Below are 19,555 nucleotides of genomic sequence, written 5' to 3'. Positions count from 1 at the left end.
GTCATGACATCCCGTCTCTTCTCGACCAAGGACCGCCCGCCGCACCTCGGCCCCTATCCGGTTGAGCGCCTGATGCGCGGGCCGATGCCGGACCTTGGCAGGGTGCCGGCGATGGAGCCGCTCAGCTTCGCGCGGCCCGACGACCCGCTCAGCATCGTCAACGCCATGCGGGAGCATCAGGCGATGCTCGATGCGATCCGAGACGGGCTGGTGAACGGCGTCCGCTCGGAAATCCCCGACGATCCGGAGGAACGGGCGCGGCATCTGAAGGGGTTCGGCTATTTCTGCGACGCGGCCGTCGTCGGGATCGGGCCGATGCCGGAGGCGGCGCTTCTGTCCGAACCGGTGGTGAACCCCGATGTGGCGCGGCTGGCCGAAGACCTCGCGACGCGGCAGACGAAGACACTGGCGTCGGGAATAGACACGATCATGGCGGATCTGCGGGATTCGGCGCTGGCCCCGCCCACGTCGGTGGCCGGGCACCGACATGCCATCGTCCTGATGTACGAAAACCCGCGCGCGCCCGAGCCGGGGGAGGTGGGCTGCGACTGGATCGAGGAGGCGCAGGCCCATCGCGCGGGGTTGCTGGCGGCGGAGACGGCGGCGGTCCTGTCGAACTACATCCGCCTCCTGGGGTTCGACGCGAAGGGGCACAGCCTTTCGGCCTCGGACGTGGACCTGAACCGGCTGGCCGTGGCGGCGAGCGTGGCGACGGTGGGGCAGGGGGGGCTGACGCATCCCTACGTGGGCCGGCGCTTCGGGTTGGCGGCGGTGACGACGACACTGGCGCTGGCCGAAGACGCGCCGCTGGCCGAGGAGCAGCCGAAGGGCATCTACGGGCTGTCGTGGAAGCTGGGCCGCGGGACGGTGAAATCGGCGGGCAACGCGGTGCCCTATGCCGGGCGGCGCTTCGTGGACGGGGCGCATCCGTTCGAGACGCTGACACGGGTGGAGCGGCCCACGACCTATATCGACGAGCCGCGCGTGCCGCGGGTGCCCAAGCGCGCGGACCTCTTTGCGCGGGCGCAGTTCGGCGACATGGGCAAGGCGCTGCAGGATCAGGCAAAGGGCGGGCATTACGTGCGCAAGGCCGCCCCCTCGATGGCGCAGCGGAGGGCGCTCGGGGCCTTCGTGCTGCTGCAGGATGGGGAAAAAGCGGCTCTAACGCGGCAAATAGAGCCTGAAATGTCGGCGGAGCTGATCAAGGCGACGTCCTATTGGCTCGGGATCGACGCGGTTGGGATCAGCCGCTGCCCGGAGTGGGCGTGGTACAGCCACGACGCGCGGGGCGACCCGATCGACCCGCCGCACGATCAGGCGATCTCCATGATCGTGGACCAGGGCTACGAGACGATGGAGGGGGCCTCGGGCGACGACTGGATCAGCGTGGCGCAGTCGATGCGGGCCTACCTGCGGTTCTCGCTGCTGGGGGGCGTGATCGCGGCGCAGATCCGGCGGCTCGGCTATTCGGCCAAGGCGCATACGGTGATGGACGGGGAGGTGTTGCAGCCGCCGCTCCTGCTCCTGTCGGGGCTGGGCGAGGTGAGCCGGATCGGCGAGGTGATCCTGAACCCGTTCCTCGGGCCGCGGCTGAAATCGGGGGTCGTCACCACCGATCTGCCGATGGCCCATGACAAGCCGATCGACTTCGGGCTGCAGCGTTTTTGCGAGAGCTGCAACAAATGCGCGCGGGAATGTCCGTCGGGCGCGATCACCGCCGGACCGAAGCTGATGTTCAACGGCTACGAGATCTGGAAGTCCGACAGCCAGAAATGCGCCTCCTACCGGATCGGGACGGAGGGGGGCGCGATGTGCGGGCGCTGCATGAAGACGTGCCCGTGGAACCTGGAGGGGCTCTTCGCCGAGGCGCCCTTCCGCTGGGCGGCGATGAAGGTGCCCGCGGCGGCGCCGGTGCTGGCGCGGCTCGACGATGCGGTGGGCAACGGCGGGCTGAACCCGGTGAAGAAGTGGTGGTGGGACCTGGAGATCGAGGAGGACGAGGCCTATCGCCCGACGCGCGCCCCGGTGAACGCGCGCGATCTGCAGCGCGACCTCGATGTGCGCTACGAGGATCAGACGCTGGCCGTCTACCCCGCGCCGCTGGCCCCGCATCCCTGGCCCTATCCGGCCCCGATGGACCGGGAGGCGGGGATTTCGGCGTATCAGAACCTGATTTCGGCGGCGGAGTACAAGCGCCGGCTGGCGCGGGGAGAGATGCCGACGGATCATGTCTATACCGCCGACGGGGACGCGCCGGTGATGCAGCTCGTCGTGGACCGGGCCGAGACGGTGGCCGAGGGGATCGTGGCCTACGACCTCGTGTCGCCGGACGGCGCGGACCTGCCGGAGTGGCGGGCGGGGGCGCATCTGGACGTGGTGGTCGCGCCCGAATACCTGCGGCAATACTCGATGTGGGGCGATCCGGGAGACCGGTCGCGCTATCGCATCGGCGTGCTGCGGGAGGACGCGGGGCGGGGCGGCTCGGCGCTGATGCACCGGATCTTCACGCCGGGGCGGCGGGTCTTCGTGTCGCATCCGATCAACCATTTCCCGCTCCACGCCGCGCCGCACAGCCTTTTGATGGGGGGCGGCATCGGGATCACGCCGATGATCGCCATGGCCCATGAGCTGCACCGGGCGGGGGCGTCCTTCGCGCTGCATTACTCCGGGCGCTCGCGGGCGACGATGGGCTTCCTGCCGGAGCTCGCCGCGGTGCCCTGGGCCGGGCGCGTGACGCTCCATGTGACCGACGAGGGGACGCGGGCGGATCTTGGGGCGGTGATGGCTGCGCTGCCCGAGAACGCCCATGTCTATACCTGCGGGGCGGACCGTTACATGGGGGCGGTGATGGAGGCGGCGGAGGCGGCGGGCGTGCCGGAGGCGGCGCGGCACCTCGAGTATTTCTCCGTCCCCGAGGTGCCGGACTACGAGAACCACGCCTTCACCCTGCGCCTCGCGCGCTCGGGGCGGGAAGTGGCCGTCGGGGCGGAGGAGAGCGCGACGGATGCCCTTGCCCGCGCGGGCGTGCAGGTAGACGTGAAATGCACCGACGGGATCTGCGGGGTGTGCAAGTGCGGGCTCGTCTCGGGCGCGGTGGAACACCGGGATTTCGTGCTGTCGCGGGCGCAGCGGGAGACGGCGCTCATCCTCTGCCAGAGCCGGGCGGCGGAGGCGGGCGGGGTCGTGGAGATCGACCTGTGAGCGGCGACTTCGACCTGGCCGATTTCCTGCCCTACGCGCTCAACCGGGCGGCGGAGGCGACGAGCCTCGCGTTCCAGCGGCAGTATCGCGAGCGCTACGGGATGCTGCGGACGGAATGGCGCGTGCTGTTCCACCTTGGCCGCTACGGCGCGATGACGGCGCGCGACATCTGCGACCGCGCGGGCCTGCACAAGACGAAGGTGAGCCGCGCCGTCGCCGCGCTGGAGGCGAAGCGGTTCCTCGCGCGGGCCCCGAGCGCGCGGGACCGGCGGCGCGAGCATCTGCGGCTGACGTCGGCGGGGCAGGGGGCCTATGACGAGTTGTCGGCGGCGGCGCGGGCCTACGATGCGCAGCTTGCGGAAGGGTTCAGTGCCGAGGAGGTCGCGGTGCTGCGCCGGTGCCTTGCGCGGCTGGCCGAAGGGTAGGGCCGAGGGGCGCGGTGGGGACATCGGCGGGAGATCATCGGGTCGAGCCCGATGATGACGCGCCCCTTCGCCCCGATGATGACGTGTCCCGTCTGCCCGGTGATGACGGTGGGGTTCGACTGTGACGCTGGCGGAGCCCGGGTGCGCGTGACTTTGCCGCACCGGACCCTAGGTCAACCTCATCAGACGAAGGAGACCGCAGATGGCCGAGACAGACCGCGCCGGCAACCGCCTGATGGACCGGGCCGAGTACAAGACCAAGACCAAGCCCCTGACCGGCCCGCCGGACCAGATGGTGTCAGAGGCCGTCGCGGCCATGTCGGACAAGAACTACGGCTGCGTGATCGTGACCGACGGCGACGACAAGGTGCTGGGCGTCGTGACCGAACGCGACGTGATGAACAAGCTGGTGGCCAAGGGGCTGGACGCGAAGACGACGAAGCTCTCGGACATCATGACGGCCGATCCGCGCGTGGCAACGGAGACGGACGACATGCTCGAATGGCTGCGGATGATGTCGAACGAGCGCTTCCGCCGCCTGCCGGTCGTGGACAGCGAGGGGCGGATCAAGGCCGTCTTCACCCAGGGCGATTTCGTCAGCTACACCTGGCCCGACCTCATGGGGCAGATGAAGTCGATCGTGAAGGCCCAGGCGATGGGCAACTTCCATTACCTGCTCATCGGCGGGGCGATCGTGATCTATGCGCTGGCGATGATCGTGGTCCTGTCGGTGATCTGACGCGGGCGGCTTGCCTTTCGGGCGCGGGCGCGGTCTAGGGGGGCGACCCCTGACACCGAGGCCCGCGCCATGCTGAAACCCGCCCTTCTCCTGATCTTCCTCGCCGCGCCGGCGGGGGCCGAGACGCTCTATTTCTCGGCCATTCCCGACGACGACGAGACGAAGCTGGTGGAGCGGTTCTCCAAGGTGGCCGACTACCTCGAGGCGGAACTGGGCGTGGATGTCGAATACGTGCCCGTCAAGAGCTATGCCGCCGCCGTCACCGCCTTCCGCAACGACCAGATCCAGCTGGGCTGGTTCGGCGGGCTTTCGGGCGTGCAGGCGCGGATCGCCGTGCCCGGGTCGCAGGCGCTGGCGCAGGGGTCGGAGGACGAGACCTTCGTGACCTATTTCATCGCGAACACCGAAACCGGGATCGAGCGGTCGGAGGACTTCCCCGACATCGCCGGTCGCAGCTTTACCTTCGGCGCGCAGACCTCGACGTCCGGGCGGCTCATGCCCGAGTTCTGGCTGCGCGAGGAGACGGGGCAGGCTCCGGAGGCGCTCTTCTCGGAGGTGGGCTATTCGGGCGACCACGGGCAGACGCTGCGCCTCGTGGCCTCGGGGGCCTACGAGGTGGGCGCGATGAACTACACCGTCTACGACAAGGCCGCGGAGGCCGGCGCGCCGGAGGCGGAGACGGCGAAGGTCATCTGGCAGACGCCGCCCTACCCGGACTACAACTGGACGATCCGGGGCGACGCGGATGCGCGCTTCGGCGCGGGCTTTACCGAGAAGGTGCAGGCGGCGCTCGTGGGCATGGATGACGCGGAGCTGCTGGCCAGTTTCCCGCGCGCGGCCTTCATTCCGGCGACGAACGACCTCTACCAGCCGATCGAGGACACGGCGCGCGCCCTCGACATCATCGACTGATGGAGATCGCGCTCCGGTCCGAGACGCTGGGCTGGGGCGCGGAGGCCGTCCTGCGCGACGTGACGCTGACGGTGCGCGCGGGGGACTGCGTGGCGCTGATGGGGCGCAGCGGGGCGGGGAAGTCGACGCTTCTGCGCGCGCTGCGCGAACGGGCGGCGGGGCGCGTGGCCGAGGTGGCGCAGGACCACGGGCTCGTCGATGCGCTGAGCGTGTTTCACAACGTCTGGATGGGTCGGCTCACCGACCATGGCACCGCGCGGAACCTGCGCACGCTGGTCCGGCCATCGGCCGCAGAGCGGGCGGAGGTGGAGGCGGTGCTGGCGCGCGTGGGCCTCGACGGATTGCAGCGGCGGTCGGTCGGCGCGCTCTCGGGCGGGCAGAGGCAGCGCGTGGCGCTGGCGCGGGCGATGCTGCGCGGGGGCGCGGTGGTCTTTGCCGATGAGCCGGTGTCGAGCCTCGATCCGGCGCAGGGCGATGCGCTGTTGCAGTCCCTAATCGGGCAATTCGAGACTTCCGTGATGGTCCTCCATGACGTGGGGCAGGCGCGGCGGGTGGCGTCGCGCGTCGTGGGCCTGAAGGGCGGGACCGTGGCGCTCGATGCGCCGGTCGCGGGGCTCGACGTGGCGCGGCTGATGGAGCTTTACGCGTGAGGCTCCGGCGGCGGGACGTCGGGCTAGGCTTCCTCCTCGTCACGCTGGCCGCATTCCTGGTGGCGGATCTCGGCGCGGCGCGGCCCGACCCTTGGGCCACGCTGACGGCGATCGGGCGGGGCGTGATCGCGCCGGATTTCTCCGATCTGGGCGGTCTCGCGCGGGCGACGGGGCTGACGCTGGCCTTCGCCTTCTGCGGCGTGGCCTTCGGGGCGGTCTTCGGCCTGCTGCTCGCGCCGTTCTATCGCCTGGCTCCCGTGCGCTGGCTCTGCGTGTCGGTGCGGGCGGTGCACGAGCTTTTCTGGGCGCTTCTGCTGCTCAACGTCACCGGGCTGTCGCCACTGACCGGGGTTCTGGCCATCGGGCTGCCCTATGCGGGGATCTTCGCCAAGGTCTTCGCGGAATACATGGAGGAGGCGCGCGACCCGCTGCCGCCGGGGGTGGGCGGGGTCGCGGCGCTCCTGTGGGCGCGGCTGCCGGGGTGTCTGCCGCAGATGCGGACCTATACGCTCTACCGGCTGGAATGCGGGCTGCGGTCGTCGGCGGTGCTGGGCTTCGTGGGCCTGCCGACGCTCGGGTTTCAGCTGGAGACCTACTTCCGGCAGGCGGAGTACGGGGCGGCGGCGGCGTGCCTGCTGGTCTTCCTCGCGCTGATCCTGCCGATGCGGCGGTGGATGATCTGGCGGCTGGCCCCCGCCTACCTGGCGGTGTCGGTGGTGGCGCTGTCGTGGGTCAGTCACCCGCCGATGGGCGACGGCGCGCTTCTGCGGTTCCTGCGGGACGTGGTGCCGGCCCCGCTGCGGACGGGGGCGGAGTGGGGGCCGTGGCTCGGCCGCGTCTTCGCGGAGCAGGCGACGCCGGGCACGGCGCAGACGCTGATCGTGTCGCAACTGGCGCTCGGGGGGGCGGCGGTGCTGGCCGCCGTCGCCTTTCCGCTGATCGTGCCGCGGGTGGTGGGCCGGTGGGGTGCGGTGCTGGGGCATGGGGTGCTTGTCGTCGTGCGGAGCCTGCCGGAATACATGCTGGCCTTCGTCTTCCTGCAGATCCTCGGGCCGTCGCTCCTGCCCGCTGTGCTGGCGCTGGCGCTGCACAACGGGGCGATCATCGCGCATCTCATGGGGCGGCAGGCGGAGGGGCTGCGGCTCCGGGCGGATGCGCCACGGGGGCTGACGCTCGCGGGGTGGGATCTGATGCCGCGGCTGTCGGGCAATTTCGTCGCGCTCTGTCTCTATCGCTGGGAAATCATCGTGCGGGAGAGCGCGATCGTCGGCCTCTTGGGCGTGGCGACGCTGGGCTTCTGGATCCAGACGAACGTGCAGGAGTTGCGGCTCGACCGGGTGCTGATGCTGCTTCTGGTGACGATCGGGATCACGCTCGGCATCGACGCGCTCTCGCGCCGCCTGCGGGCGGCGATGGGCGCGGGGGCGGGCCTGCGGATCGAGGGGACGCGCGGTCAGGTGGTGCGGACGACGTAGTCGGGGCGGATGCCCGAGAGGGCGATACCGGCGGCGACGTCGTGGTCGCGCAGGATGCCGTGCGATGTGATGAGCGCCGAGGCCACGCCCGCGACCTGCGCGCCGAGGATGTCGGTGTGCAGGCTGTCGCCGACCATGACGGTGCGCCCCGCGTCGCCCGAGCGGGCGAAGGCAAGGTCGTAGATGCCGGCGAAGGGCTTGCCGTGGAAGACGGGGGCGACGCCGGTGGCGTCGGCGAGGCGGTGCGCCCAATGACCGGGCTCGCGCGAGGGCGCGTCCTCGCGCGGGGCGGCGATGTCGGGATTGCCGACGTGGACGGGGCGCGGATGAGCGCGGAGCGAGGCTTCGAGGAGGGCCTGCCGCGCGTCCGTCCAGTCGGCGGAGCCGATCAGGAGGAACCCCTCGGCCGCGTCGTAGGCGGCGGGATCGTCGCGCAGGAGGGTCGGCGCGAGGTCTTCGAGGCCCGCGCCGCTCGTCGCCATGGCCGCCCAGCGGGTGGGGGGCGCATCGGCGAGGGCGTTCGTGAGGGCCATGCGGCTGGTGATGACGTCCTCGGGGGCGAAGCCCATGCCCATGCCGTCATATTTCTCCATGAGCGCCGCGTGGGGCAGCCCGGCCGCGTTCGAGACGATCAGGACGCGCTTGCCCGCGTCGCGCAGGGCGTGGACGCGGTCGCGTGCGCCGGGGATGGGCGTCTCGCCCACGTTCAGAACGCCGAAGGCATCGAGGAGGAAGGTGTCGAAGCGATCCGCGATGTCGGCCAGCGTGTCGACGGGCGTGCAGGCCCCGCCGGCGGTGGGGCGGGGCAGGCGGGCGCGGACGGCGTGGTAGGCGTCGAAGATGGGACCGGCGGGGGAGGCGCTCAAATGATCGCGCCCCGGACCTTGGCCGAGACCCATTCGGAGACGACGACGGCGGCGAGGATCACCAGAAGGATCAGCGAGACCTGCGGCCAGGCGAGGGTGTTGAGCGAGCCCTGAAGCTGCAACCCGATGCCGCCCGCGCCGACGAGGCCGAGGACGGTGGATTCGCGGATGTTGATGTCCCAGCGGAAGACGGCGATGCCGGCGAAGGCGGGTGCGATCTGTGGCACGATCCCCCAGGCCATGACCTGCCAGCGGGAGGCACCGGTGGCGGTGATCGCCTCGACCTGGGTCTGGTTGATCTCCTCGATGGCCTCGTAGAGCAGCTTGGCGCAGAAGCCGATGGAGCGGATCGCGATGGCGACGATGCCGGCGAAGACCCCCGGCCCGATGATCGCGATCAGCAGAAGCGCCCAGATGAGCGAGTTGATCGAGCGGGTCGAGACGATGATGAGGAGCGCGATGGGCCGCACGATGTAGGCCGAGGGGGTGGTGTTGCGCGCGGCGAGAAAGGCCACGGGCACCGCCATGACGAGGGCCGCGATGGTGCCGAGGGTGGCGATGTTGAGCGTGTCCCAGATGGGCCACCAGAGATTGTTGATATAGGACCAGCGCGGCGGGGTGGCGCGGCCGAGGATGTCGCCCGCGATCTCGGGCGCGTCCCAGACGAAGAACCACGTGGTCGCGTCCGAGATCTGCTGCCAGCAGTAGAGGAAGACGGCGACGCCGAGGAGCCAGCCGAACCAGCGGACGAGCGTCTGATTGCGGGTGCGGCGGCGCCAGACTGGGCCGGTGTCGGTCTCTAGCACGGGCATTATTGCACCTTCGCGCGGACGATGCCGCTGATGTATTCGAGGGCCATCACGATCCCGATGATGAGGATCAGGATCGCGGCGGCGGTGTCGTATTCGTAGCGGTCGAAGGCGGTGTTGAGCGTCGCGCCGATGCCGCCCGCGCCGACGAGGCCGAGGATCGCGCTTTCGCGGAAGTTGATGTCGATGCGGTAGATCGACAGGCCGATGAGGCGGGGCATGACCTGCGGCTGCACCCCGTAGTTGATCCATTGCGACCAGCGCGAGCCGGTGGCGCGCACGGCCTCGGCCTGGCTGCGGCTCATGGCCTCGATGTCCTCGGCCAGCAGTTTCGACAGGAAGCCGATGGTCGCGAAGGAGAGGGTGAGGAAGCCCGCGAGCGGGCCGAAGCCGAAGATCGCGACGAGTAGGATCGCCACGATGATCTCCTGCAGGGCGCGGGAGACGGCGATGATGCCGCGGCAGACCATGTAGACCGGGAGCGGCGCGATGTTGCGCGCGGCGCCGAGGGCGATCGGGATGGAGATGAGGATGCCGACGACGGAGGAGGCGACGGTGATGACGATGCTCTCGACCATCCCGTCCCAGATGGCGCCGGAGCGGGAGGTGAAATCGGGCGAGGTGAAGGCCAGTACGAAGGCCCAGCCGCGGTCGAGACCTTCGTAGACGCGGGCCCAGTTCACCTCGACCGAGGCCACCGCGAGCACGAGATAGACGAGGAAGCCGATGCCCAGCGTCCAGCGCAGCCACGCCCGGCGGATGAGCGGCGGCCGCCGCCAGCGCGTGCCGAGGAGGGCGGAGAGCTCGGTGTCGGTGGCGGTCACGCGACGGCCTCTGCGTCGTCCTCGTCCTCGACCTTCTCGATGGTCGCTTCCCAGTCTTCCTCGCCGTAGATCTCGGTCAGCTTGTCGGGGGTGAGGCCGTCGGGGCTGCCGTCGTAGACGACCTCGCCGAAGCGCAGGCCGATGACGCGGGCGACGAACATCTGGGCGAGGGCGACGTCGTGGATGTTGATGATCGCGGCGAGGCCGCGCTCGGCGCAGAGCTCGCAGATGAGGCGCATGATCTGGCGCGAGGTCTTGGGGTCGAGGGAGGCCGTGGGCTCGTCGACGAGGAGGACGGCCGGATCCTGGATGAGCGCGCGGCAGATGCCGACCCGTTGACGTTGACCGCCCGAGAGCTCGTCGGCGCGCTTGTCGGCCATGTGCAGGAGGCCCACGCGGTCGAGGAGGCGGAAGGCCTCGTCCACGTCCGCCTGCGGGAAGCGGCGGGTGAGGGAGCGCCAGAAGCCGACGTAGCCCAAGCGGCCCGACAGGACGTTCTCCATCACGGTCAGGCGCTCGACGAGGGCGTATTCCTGGAAGATCATGCCCATGCGGCGGCGCTCGCGGCGCAGCGCGCCGGCGCCGAGGGCGGTGAGCTCGGTGTCGCCCAGCCAGACCTTGCCCGAGGTCGGCTCCACCAGCCGGTTGATGCAGCGGATGAGGGTGGACTTGCCCGCGCCCGAGGGGCCGATGAGGGCGGTGACCTGGCCGCTCGGGATGTCGAGCTCCACGGCCTTCAGGGCCTGGTCGCCGGTCTTGTAGGTCTTCACGAGCCTGTCGAGCCGCAGCATCGGGTCTCCTTTCAAGGCACGCGGCGGCCCCGGGTGGGACCGCCGCACGCGGGTCTGTCGCTGATGCCTACTGGCAGGTGTAGGAGACGCCGTTGGCGCTGTCGATCTTGCGGATCACGTCCCAGTAGCCGGCGTAGTCCATCTCGATGAACTGGGCCTCGCCGTTCTTGGAGAATTCCTCCTCGAGCGAGGTGCCCTCCCAGTCGAAGCTGAAGAACGCCTCGCGGATGCTCTCCTGCAGCTCGGGGGTGAGGGTGTTGACGGTGCCGTAGCCCGTGGTCGGGAAGGTCTGCGAGGTGTAGATCGTCTTGATCTGGTCCTCGGTCACGACCTCGCGCTCGATCATGCGGGCGAGCACCGAGTTGGCGATGGCGGCCGCCGGGTAGTCGCCGTTGGCCACGCCCAGGATCGAGTTGTCGTGCTTGCCCGAGAAGACCGGCTCGAAGTCGGCACCGGCTTCCATGCCGAAATCGGCCTTGAGGATGGCCGAGGGGGCCTTGAAGCCCGAGTTCGAGGTCTCGGAGGTGAAGGCGAGCGTGCCGCCCTTGATGTCCTCGACGGCGTCGATGCCGGCTTCGGGGTTCGTGATGATCTCCATCTCGTAGCCGAAGGAGCCGTCCTCGCCCGCCATGATGGTGAAGGGGCGGAAGCCCGCGCAGTTGACGGCCAGCGGGTTCGAGCCGGTGTTGAAGCCCGCGATGTGCAGGCGGCCCGAGCGCATCGCCTCGATCTGGGCGGCGTTGTTCTGGACCGGGAAGAAGACGACGTCCTTGCCCGTGGCTTCCGACAGGTGGATCAGGAAGTCGGACCAGGCGGTTTCGTAGACGGCCGGATCCTCGACGGGCGTGTAAGCAAAGATCAGCGTGTCGGGATCGACCTGATCGGCGGCGTCGGCGGGCACGTCGGCCAGCATGTCGCCGTCGGTGTCGCAGAAACGGTCGTCGAGGGTGCCGCGTTCGCAGTCCTGCGCGAGGGCGGGCAGGGCGGCGAAGGCCAGCGCGGTGGCGGCGACGGCGCCGAGAAGATCGGTCTTGGTCATTGTGGAACTCTCCCTGTTTGCGGGCGGCGCGACGCCTCCCCGGTGTCCTGCCGCGCGCTTGCAGGGGGACGATAACACCAATGTGACGGTTCGGTTCAAGTTTTGTGACAGCCGGCCCGATGGTCGCACCCGGTTGACTTTCCGCGCGTCGAGCGGTTGCGTGGCAGCTAAGCCAGGGGCGCCCCGCGCGGGCTGAGATGCACCCTTCGAACCTGACCCGGATCATGCCGGCGGAGGGAGGCGCGCGTGGCCCCGGCGGCCCGGTGTCTCTCGTCCCGGCGGAGGAGAGACGATGACAGCCGATCACGCCCTTGCCGAGATGCGCCGCGCCGCGCCGCTGGTGCATTGCATGACGAACGACGTGGCGAAGGCCATCGCGGCGAACGTTCTGCTGGCCGCGGGGGCCTCGCCCGCGATGGTGCAGGCGGTCGAGGAGGTGGAGACCTTCGCGCCGATGTCGGGGGCGCTCACGGTCAACATCGGCACGCTCTCGGCCGGATCGCTCGCCGCGATGCTGGCGGCGGCGCGGGCGGCGGGGGCGTCGGGCACGCCCTGGGTGCTGGACCCGGTGGCGCTCTTCATCACGTCCTGGCGGATGCAGGCGGCGCGCGACCTCCTTGCGCTGAAACCGGCGGTGGTGCGCGGGAACGCCTCGGAGATCCTGGCGCTCGCCGGGGAGGCCGGATCGGGCAAGGGGGCCGACAGCGGCGACGCGGTGGAAGGCGCGGTGGCGGCGGCCGGGCGGCTGGCCACGGAGGCCGGTTGCGTCGTCGCCGTGACGGGCGCGCGGGATTACGTGACCGACGGGACGCGGGCGGCCTGGATCGACGGAGGCGACGCGGTGATGCCGAAGGTCACGGCGCTCGGCTGTTCGCTGACGGCGCTGACCGGGGCCTTCGTCGCGGTGGTCCCGCCGCTCGAGGGCGCGGTCGCGGCGTTGGCGCTCTTTGCCGAGGCGGGGGCGCGGGCCGGGGCGGTGGCGACGGGGCCGGGGAGCTTCCAGGTGGCCTTCCTCGATGCGCTGGCGGCGGTGGAGCCGGGCGCGCTGGAGGGGCGGGTGACATGGAGCTGAGGCGCGATCATCTGCGGCTCTATCTGGTGACGGACCCCGTCCTCTGCGGTGCGCGTCTGGTCGAGACGGTGCAGGCGGCGGTCGCGGGCGGCGTGACCATGGTGCAGCTGCGCGACAAGACGGGCGGGACGGCGGCACTGGTGGCACAGACGCGGGCCGTGATGGCGGCGCTGGCCGGGACGGGGGTGCCGGTGGTGGTGAACGACGACATCGAGGCGGCGGTGGCCGCCGGGGCCGACGGCGCGCATATCGGGCAGGGTGACGGCAGCGTGGCCGAGGCGCGGGGACGGCTCGGGGCGGGCAAGATCCTCGGGCTGTCCTGCGAGAGCGTCGACCTGGTGCGCGCGGCGCGGGGGACGGGGGTCGACTACCTCGGGCTCGGGCCGGTCTTCGCGACGGCGACCAAGGGCGACCACAAGACGCCCATAGGTTTCGACGGGCTGGCCGCCATGGTGGCGGCAGCCGAGGTGCCCTGCGTCGCCATCGGCGGGCTCGGGTCCGATCACGTGGGTCCGGTGCGGGGGGCAGGGGCCGACGGGCTGGCCGTGGTCTCGGCCATCTGCGGGCGGGACGACCCGGGCGCGGCGGCGCGCGCGTTTTTCGAAGGAGACGACACATGATCGCGAACATCCTTTCCATCGCCGGCTCCGACCCGTCGGGCGGCGCGGGCATCCAGGCGGACCTGAAGGCCATCGCGGCGAACGGGGCCTACGGCATGGCGGCGCTGACCGCGCTCACCGCGCAGAACACCCGGGGGGTGAGCGGCGTGCATCGCGTGCCGCCCGCATTCGTCGCCGCGCAGATCCGCGCGGTCCTCGACGACGTGCGGGTCGATGCGGTGAAGGTCGGCATGATCCTCGATGCGGAGATCGCGGAGGTGGTCGCGGATGCCCTCGAAGGGCGGGAGATGCCGATCGTCGTGGACCCGGTGATGATCGCCAAGGGCGGCGCGGCGCTGCTGGAGGAGGACGCGGTGGCGGTGCTGCGCGACCGGCTCCTGCCGCTGGCGACGGTGCTGACGCCGAACCTGCCGGAGGCGGCGGCGCTGCTGGGCGAGGATGTGGCCGAGACGCGCGCGGCGATGGCGGCGCAGGGCGCGGCGCTGCGGGCGCGGGGTGCGGCGCATGTGCTGGTGAAGGGCGGTCACGGGTCGGGGGCGGAGAGCGCCGATTGCCTCGTCTCCGAGGGCGGGGCCGAGTGGTTCGGAGCGCCCCGGATCGCGACGAAGAACACGCATGGGACGGGGTGCAGCCTGTCCTCGGCGCTGGCGGCGCGGCTGGGGCAGGGGATGCCGCCCGCCGCCGCCGTCCATCGGGCCAAGGCCTTCATCGGCGACGCGATTGCCGGGGCCGATACCCTGACCGTCGGGTCGGGACACGGGCCGGTGCATCACTTCGTGACGCTCTGGCCCTGACGGTCAGGCGACTGCGTGGGCGAGGGCGCATTGCCGCCAGAGGTGGCTCAGCGCGCTGACCAGGTGGTCGATGTCGGCGTCGGAATGGAGCGGCGAGGGCGTGAAGCGCAGCCGCTCGGTGCCCTTCGGGACGGTGGGGTAGTTGATGGGCTGCACGTAGATGCCCCATTCGTCCATCAGGTAGTCGGCGAGCATCCGGGTCTTGACCGGATCCTTGATCATCACCGGGACGATGTGGCTCTCGTTCGCCATGTGCGGGATGCCCTCCCGGTCGAGGAGGGCGCGCAGGCGGGCGACCTGCCGGCGCTGCTGCTGCCGCTCCGTTTCGCTCTCCTTCAGGTGCCGGATCGAGGTGCGGGCGGCGGCGGCCACGGCGGGCGGCAGGGCCGTGGTGAAGATGAAGCCCGACGCGAAGCTGCGGATGAAGTCGCAGAGCGCGGCCGATCCGGTGATGTAGCCGCCGACGACGCCGTAGGCCTTGCCGAGTGTGCCCTCGATGAGCGTGATGCGGTCGGCGAGGCCCTCCTGCTCGGAGACGCCGCCGCCGCGCGCACCGTAGAGGCCGACGGCATGGACCTCGTCGAGGTAGGTCATGGCCCCGTATTTCTCGGCGACCTCCACGATCTCGCGCATGGGGCAGATGTCGCCGTCCATGGAATAGACGCTCTCGAAGGCGACGATCTTGGGCACGTTCGACGGCAGCGCGGCGAGCTTGGCTTCGAGGTCGGCGACGTCGTTGTGCTTCCAGATGACCTTGCGGGCCTTCGAGTGGCGGATGCCCTCGATCATCGAGGCGTGGTTGCCCGCGTCCGACAGGATCACGCAGTCGGGCAGGCGGGAGCCGAGGGTGGAGAGCGCGGCCCAGTTCGACACGTAGCCGGAGGTGAACAGCAGCGCGGCCTCCTTGCCGTGCAGGTCGGCCAACTCGGCCTCCAGCAGAAGGTGGTCGTGGTTGGTGCCCGAGATGTTGCGCGTGCCGCCCGCGCCCGTGCCGGTGCGGCGCACGGCCTCGCACATGGCCTCGACGACCTTGGGATGCTGGCCCATGCCGAGATAGTCGTTGGAACACCAGACCGTCACGTCGCGAGTGGAGCCATCCTCGGTGTGGTCGGCAGCACGGGGGAACTTGCCGCACTTGCGCTCCAGCTCCTTGAAGTAGCGGTAGTTGCCTTCATCCTTCAGGACCTGCAGCTGTGCGTTGAACATGGCGTCGAATGTCATGGGTCGGTCCCTTCCTGATGGGTCGTGGGCGCGGGCAGCATCCAGCGCCAGAGTTTCGCATCCGGCAGGGGCACCACCATCAGCCAATGTTCGAGTGTCGCAAGTCCGGCCAGAGTCGCCAGTAGGGAGAACCCCACTTGCGCGGCGGGGTCGTTGACCGAGATCAAACGCTCGGCGAAGCAGATCGTCGCCGCGGAGAGGAGGGTGACGCCCACCGGGAAGGCCGCGGTGATCGGGCCTTGCCGGAAGTAGGATTTCAGGTGCGCGAGCGGGCGCGGCAGGAACTCGGTGTTGATGCGCGGCACGCCGAAGAAGAGGTTCAGCTTGGCCGAGATGCGCGCGAAGAAGAGGATGAGATAGGCCCAGAGGCCGAAGGGGTTCTCGGCCGGGTGGCTGACGATCAGCACGGCGAAGAGCCCGAGGAGGAGCGCGATCTCGTGGTGCGAGATGGCCGTCCAGGCGCGCACGAAGCGGGGCCAGCCCGAGAGGCCCGGCGGGCAGGGCGCGCGCTCCGGCCCCGTCAGGATACCGGCGAGGAAGGCAAGCTCCACCCAGCCCCAGACGAGGAGGACGGAGCCGAAGGAGAGGACGACGTTCAGGGGCGTGAGCGCCCCCGCGGTGACGATGAGCCCGGCGATGCCGAGCGCGAGGAGCGGCACGGCGAGTACGACCGAGCGGCCGTGCGCCATGCGGTCGCCCGCGTCGGAGCGGCGCACCACCCAGAGGATCGCCCCGGTGGAGAACCACCAGGCGAAGACGGCCAGAACCGCCACGATCCAGGGGGAGGTGAGCCAGCCGTCCATGTCAGTACGCGGGCTCCATCCGCGGGCTCTCGGGCACCTCGTTGGGCACCGAGGGGATGGTCAGGACCGAGACGAAGGCCGTCGCCGCCTTGGCCATACCCGCGACGCGGGACAGCAGACCGCCGAGGCCCCCCCGCGCCTTGGCCGCGGCGACCTGCCGGGAGGCGGCCTCCATGCGGGTCAGGCCCGGCTGCCAGCGCGGGTGGTCGATGTCGAGGGTGAAGGGGAAGACCTGCGTCGAGATCTCCGAGGTCTTGCGGAAGACCTCCTGCCCGTACCACGTCGGCTCGACGCCGAGGGCCTCGTGGAAGACGGGGCGCTGATGGTCGCGCACCCACATCGTCGAATAGACCGCCGTGAGGAAGAACTTGATCCAGAGGCGGTTGACGCCGGAGGTCAGCTTCGGGTCGGTCTTCAGCAGGAGGGCGAAGGCCTCGCCGTGGCTGAACTCGTCGTTGCACCACTCCCGGAACCACTGGAAGATCGGGTGGAAGCGGTGCTCCGGATGCTTCTCCAGGTGGCGGAAGATGGTGATGTAGCGGGCGTAGCCGATCTTCTCCGAGAGGTAGGTCGCGTAGTAGATGAACTTCGGGCGGAAGTAGGTGTATTTCTTCTTCTGCGTCAGGAAGCCCAGGTTCACGCGGATGCCCGCCTCGCGCAGCGTGTCGTTGATGAAGCCGGCGTGCCGGGCCTCGTCGCGGGCCATGAGCTGGAAGAGCGTGGTGATGTCCTCGTTCGAGCCGCGGCGCTTCATCTCCTTGTAGAGGACGCAGCCCGAGAACTCGGCCGTGCAGGACGAGATCAGGAAGTCGATGAACTCGCGCTTGAGCGCCGGGTCCATGTTGTCCCAATCGGCGTCCCAGTCGTCGTTCTTGCGGAAGTGGCCCTTGTTCGGGTCGGATTTCATCTGGTCGATCAGCTTGTCCCAGTCGGAGCGGACGGGCGTGACGTCGATGGCGTCCATCTCGTCGAAGTCGGTGGTGTAGAAGCGCGGGGTCAGGAGCGTGTTCTGCATCGCGACCTGCGTGGCCTCGTCGCTCGTCATGCCCCCGGCCAGATCGGCGGCGCGCTCGGCCGCTTCCTGCGCGGCGATGGCCTCTTCGGCGGTGGCGGCGAAGGCGGAATGTTGCGGCTTGTTCACGACATCACCTCCTCGGAGAAGGAGAACTCGCAGAGCTCCATGAACTCGAAGTCGCCGGTCTTGCGCGTCCAGAAGCGTTCGAGCGCGGAGGCGCGGGTGATCGTGGCGGTGCGCGTGTCCGAGACGACCTGGCCGTAGGGGGCCATCAGCTCGGGGCCGTCCACCTCCACGGTGTCGCCCGGATGGACGACGGCCCCGTTGAGGAATTTGCAATGCGCCGAAAGCTCGTCGAAGCGGTGCGAGATGGTGATCTCGCAGGGCGCGGTTTCGGTGGTTCGTGTCAGCAGTCCCATGGTCGTTCTCCCGTGATGTCAGCTGTCCAAGAGGTCGGCGAAGGCGGCGACGTTGTCCTTCCCGTGGCCGATCAGAACGATCGACCAGCCGGAGGCGTCGTCGAGGATCGCCGTGCTCCCGTCGGCGCGGCGGACCACGCGGATGGGCGCATCGGCGGGCGCGCCCTTCACCTGGCGCGCGCGATCGATGGAGGTGGCAATGACGCCGATGAAGCCCTTGCGCGGCTCGCCCGAGTGGGCGACGCGGGTGCCGTCGGCGGTATGAAGCCCCACGCCGGCGGCCCGATCGCCGCGCATCGTGAGGGTCAGTTCCTGGGTGATGGCGACCGGGGCGCGCGTGCCTTCGAGCGGGCGGTCGGTCAGCCGCGCGAAGCCCACGAGGGCGACCGAGGCCGCCATGACGGTGAACATGGCGACGACGAGGAAGCGCGGCACCATCTCGCGGTCGCGGTGCTTCATCTGGTTGGCGAGGGAGGCGGTCTCGGTGCGGGCCATGTCGTTCACTCCGCGGCTATGGCCCCGTCGGGGGCGGTTTCGATCCGGGTGATGCGGGGCTCGGCCACGCGGGTTTCGGCGGCGCGGGCGAAGATCGACGCGACGCGGGCCGCGTCGGGGATCGCGCGTAGGCAGGGCTGCGCGGGGGTGAAGCGCCAGGGCCGCACGTGGGGCCAGGACATCAGGTAGGAGATGCGCGTGCCGTCGCCCGACAGGTCGAAGGCGATGTTGCCGTGACCCGACCGCCGGAGCGCGAGATGCGCGTTGGTGATGCAGACGTAGGGCAGGTTCAGCGTCATCGTCAGCGCCGCGCCGATGCGCATCGCGACCCGGCGGTTCGTCAGGGTGTAGACGGTGGCGCGCGCCTGCACCCAGGCCATGGCGGTGACGATCGCGGCGGCCAGGACGGCGAGGACGGCCATCGGCAGCGCGTGGACGAGCGCCTGCGCGAGGGTGAAATCGGCGAGCGAGGCCAGCACCCGCCAGACGGCGAGAAGGGCGAAATAGCCGAGGATCCAGTCGAGCTTCCAGGCGTCGCGGGCGAGGCGCAGGGGATCGGGCGACCCCTGCCAGAGGATGTGCTCCCCCGCGGGCAGCGCCTCGGGCAGGCCGCGGACGGGTTCGAACTTGAAATCGTCGTGATGCATGTCGTCCTCCGGGATGGGTCCGGGCCGGGATGGCCCGGACGGGTGCTCAGAGCTGCGGCTCGGCCCGCGCGGGCGTGGCGTAGAGCGTGCCGCCGCCGAACCAGGCCATGATCTTCTCCTCCTCGAGGAGTGTGATCTGATCGCCGGCCTTCGTCGTCGGGATGCCCGCCATGTTGTGCGAGTAGAGCGAGTCGATCTGCACCCGGTCGCGCTTCACGCGGGCGAAGTTCATCGGGATGAGCCGCGTCTGGCCCGAGCCCTCGGGGTTGAGGTCCATCGTGAGGTAGCGGACGAGCTGCTCGGGGACGTCGACCCAGATGTCGGTGATGCGGCCCACGACCTCGCCGTCGCCCGCGACCACCGCCTTGCCGCGCGGGTCGATGCCGGCGGAGACCTCGAAGCCGTCGAGCGCGGCGAGCGGCTTGATCTTGGGGTGGCCGTGGCCGTCGAGCTCGGGGTGATCCTTGCGGTTGGCCCAGGAGGCCGGGCCGACGCCGTCGGTCATCGGGTCACCCGTGGGCACGTAGGGGGAGCCGGCGGCGGCCGAGGTGCGCGCGAGGGCGAGGTCGGTGCGGTCGGGCCGCTGCTCCTCGGGGACGGTCACGGTGCCGCGGCCGTCGCGCAGGTGGAAGGTCTTGGATTTCGCCAGCGGGAAGAGGCCGGGGCTCGGCGCTTCGTTGCCGTCGTCGTCGACGAGGGGATAGCCCTCGCGCTGGTTCTCGACCTGCAGGTAGACGA

21 protein-coding genes and 1 riboswitch are annotated in these 19,555 nt (G+C 70.2%); of the genes, 9 read left to right on the top strand and 12 right to left on the bottom strand.

Annotated features, from left to right (window positions below):
- The first annotated feature begins 3 nt into the window (after positions 1-3).
- The 6 genes from HSX43_RS19670 to HSX43_RS13640 all read left to right on the top strand — a co-directional run bounded on the left by HSX43_RS19670 (position 4) and on the right by HSX43_RS13640 (position 7,402).
- Positions 4-3,201: a 4Fe-4S double cluster binding domain-containing protein gene (locus HSX43_RS19670; protein WP_235962659.1), complete on the top strand. Its 3,198-nt coding sequence runs from the start codon at positions 4-6 to the stop codon at positions 3,199-3,201.
- A complete protein-coding gene (locus HSX43_RS13660; RefSeq protein WP_328795387.1) occupies positions 3,198-3,626 on the top strand; it encodes a MarR family winged helix-turn-helix transcriptional regulator in 429 nt (142 codons plus the stop codon). The genes HSX43_RS19670 and HSX43_RS13660 overlap by 4 nt, the downstream gene beginning before the upstream one ends.
- Before the next feature lie 202 nt (positions 3,627-3,828).
- Positions 3,829-4,365, top strand: a complete 537-nt coding sequence (locus tag HSX43_RS13655) for a CBS domain-containing protein (protein ID WP_179380705.1) — start codon at positions 3,829-3,831, stop codon at positions 4,363-4,365.
- Positions 4,366-4,434: 69 nt separating this feature from the next.
- Positions 4,435-5,277: a putative selenate ABC transporter substrate-binding protein gene (locus HSX43_RS13650; protein ID WP_179380704.1), complete on the top strand. Its 843-nt coding sequence runs from the start codon at positions 4,435-4,437 to the stop codon at positions 5,275-5,277.
- Positions 5,277-5,927 (top strand): ATP-binding cassette domain-containing protein, encoded by a 651-nt coding sequence (locus HSX43_RS13645; protein ID WP_179380703.1) that lies wholly within the window; start codon positions 5,277-5,279, stop codon positions 5,925-5,927. The genes HSX43_RS13650 and HSX43_RS13645 overlap by 1 nt, the downstream gene beginning before the upstream one ends.
- Positions 5,924-7,402 (top strand): PhnE/PtxC family ABC transporter permease, encoded by a 1,479-nt coding sequence (locus tag HSX43_RS13640; RefSeq protein ID WP_328795385.1) that lies wholly within the window; start codon positions 5,924-5,926, stop codon positions 7,400-7,402. The genes HSX43_RS13645 and HSX43_RS13640 overlap by 4 nt, the downstream gene beginning before the upstream one ends.
- Here HSX43_RS13640 and HSX43_RS13635 read toward each other — a convergent pair.
- The 5 genes from HSX43_RS13635 to phnD form a co-directional block, all read right to left on the bottom strand.
- Positions 7,381-8,301, bottom strand: coding sequence for an HAD-IIA family hydrolase (locus HSX43_RS13635; RefSeq protein ID WP_179380702.1), 921 nt, complete (start codon positions 8,299-8,301; stop codon positions 7,381-7,383). The two genes, HSX43_RS13640 and HSX43_RS13635, sit on opposite strands and share 22 nt — an antisense overlap.
- Positions 8,265-9,080 (bottom strand): phosphonate ABC transporter, permease protein PhnE, encoded by an 816-nt coding sequence (gene phnE / locus HSX43_RS13630; protein WP_179380701.1) that lies wholly within the window; start codon positions 9,078-9,080, stop codon positions 8,265-8,267. The genes HSX43_RS13635 and phnE (HSX43_RS13630) overlap by 37 nt, the downstream gene beginning before the upstream one ends.
- On the bottom strand, positions 9,080-9,901 hold the full coding sequence (gene phnE, locus HSX43_RS13625) for a phosphonate ABC transporter, permease protein PhnE (RefSeq protein WP_179380700.1): 822 nt from the start codon (positions 9,899-9,901) through the stop codon (positions 9,080-9,082). Before phnE (HSX43_RS13625) ends, phnE (HSX43_RS13630) begins: the two co-directional genes overlap by 1 nt.
- Complete coding sequence (gene phnC, locus HSX43_RS13620; protein ID WP_179380699.1) at positions 9,898-10,692, bottom strand: phosphonate ABC transporter ATP-binding protein; 795 nt, start codon at positions 10,690-10,692, stop codon at positions 9,898-9,900. The genes phnE (HSX43_RS13625) and phnC overlap by 4 nt, the downstream gene beginning before the upstream one ends.
- Before the next feature lie 67 nt (positions 10,693-10,759).
- A complete protein-coding gene (phnD, locus tag HSX43_RS13615) occupies positions 10,760-11,731 on the bottom strand; it encodes a phosphate/phosphite/phosphonate ABC transporter substrate-binding protein (protein ID WP_179380698.1) in 972 nt (323 codons plus the stop codon).
- A gap of 164 nt (positions 11,732-11,895) precedes the next feature.
- Positions 11,896-11,987, top strand: a riboswitch (TPP riboswitch).
- A gap of 36 nt (positions 11,988-12,023) precedes the next feature.
- On the opposite strand from phnD, the gene thiM reads away from it, so the two are divergent.
- The 3 genes from thiM to thiD are packed head-to-tail and all read left to right on the top strand — an operon-like array spanning position 12,024 to position 14,217.
- The gene (gene thiM, locus HSX43_RS13610; protein ID WP_179380697.1) at positions 12,024-12,803 is read left to right on the top strand and encodes a hydroxyethylthiazole kinase; all 780 of its coding nucleotides are present in this window, start codon (positions 12,024-12,026) and stop codon (positions 12,801-12,803) included.
- On the top strand, positions 12,794-13,423 hold the full coding sequence (thiE, locus tag HSX43_RS13605) for a thiamine phosphate synthase (protein WP_179380696.1): 630 nt from the start codon (positions 12,794-12,796) through the stop codon (positions 13,421-13,423). Before thiM ends, thiE begins: the two co-directional genes overlap by 10 nt.
- The gene (gene thiD / locus HSX43_RS13600) at positions 13,420-14,217 is read left to right on the top strand and encodes a bifunctional hydroxymethylpyrimidine kinase/phosphomethylpyrimidine kinase (RefSeq protein WP_179380695.1); all 798 of its coding nucleotides are present in this window, start codon (positions 13,420-13,422) and stop codon (positions 14,215-14,217) included. The genes thiE and thiD overlap by 4 nt, the downstream gene beginning before the upstream one ends.
- A 3-nt stretch (positions 14,218-14,220) precedes the next feature.
- Here thiD and hemA read toward each other — a convergent pair whose 3' ends face one another.
- From hemA to puhA, 7 genes are all read right to left on the bottom strand, one after another.
- Positions 14,221-15,438 carry a 5-aminolevulinate synthase gene (hemA, locus tag HSX43_RS13595; RefSeq protein WP_179380694.1) on the bottom strand — a complete coding sequence of 406 codons (1,218 nt, stop codon included), beginning with the start codon at positions 15,436-15,438 and terminating at the stop codon, positions 14,221-14,223.
- Positions 15,435-16,241, bottom strand: coding sequence for a putative photosynthetic complex assembly protein PuhE (gene puhE, locus HSX43_RS13590; protein ID WP_179380693.1), 807 nt, complete (start codon positions 16,239-16,241; stop codon positions 15,435-15,437). Before puhE ends, hemA begins: the two co-directional genes overlap by 4 nt.
- 1 nt (position 16,242) lies before the next feature.
- On the bottom strand, positions 16,243-17,382 hold the full coding sequence (acsF, locus tag HSX43_RS13585) for a magnesium-protoporphyrin IX monomethyl ester (oxidative) cyclase (protein WP_179380692.1): 1,140 nt from the start codon (positions 17,380-17,382) through the stop codon (positions 16,243-16,245).
- On the bottom strand, positions 17,379-17,675 hold the full coding sequence (locus tag HSX43_RS13580) for a hypothetical protein (protein WP_179380691.1): 297 nt from the start codon (positions 17,673-17,675) through the stop codon (positions 17,379-17,381). The genes acsF and HSX43_RS13580 overlap by 4 nt, the downstream gene beginning before the upstream one ends.
- A gap of 18 nt (positions 17,676-17,693) precedes the next feature.
- On the bottom strand, positions 17,694-18,170 hold the full coding sequence (gene puhC / locus HSX43_RS13575) for a photosynthetic complex assembly protein PuhC (RefSeq protein WP_179380690.1): 477 nt from the start codon (positions 18,168-18,170) through the stop codon (positions 17,694-17,696).
- A 5-nt stretch (positions 18,171-18,175) separates the two neighbouring features.
- Positions 18,176-18,817 (bottom strand): photosynthetic complex putative assembly protein PuhB, encoded by a 642-nt coding sequence (gene puhB / locus HSX43_RS13570; RefSeq protein WP_179380689.1) that lies wholly within the window; start codon positions 18,815-18,817, stop codon positions 18,176-18,178.
- 46 nt (positions 18,818-18,863) lie between these two features.
- On the bottom strand, positions 18,864-19,555 hold a 692-nt coding region (gene puhA / locus HSX43_RS13565), incomplete at its 5' end, for a photosynthetic reaction center subunit H (RefSeq protein WP_179380688.1).

Origin of the sequence: Jannaschia marina (genome assembly GCF_013404595.1) — a bacterium.
Classification (GTDB): domain Bacteria; phylum Pseudomonadota; class Alphaproteobacteria; order Rhodobacterales; family Rhodobacteraceae; genus Jannaschia; species Jannaschia marina.
The sequence above is the reverse complement of the archived record's forward strand: the minus strand, read 5'-3'. Positions and strand labels throughout refer to the sequence as shown.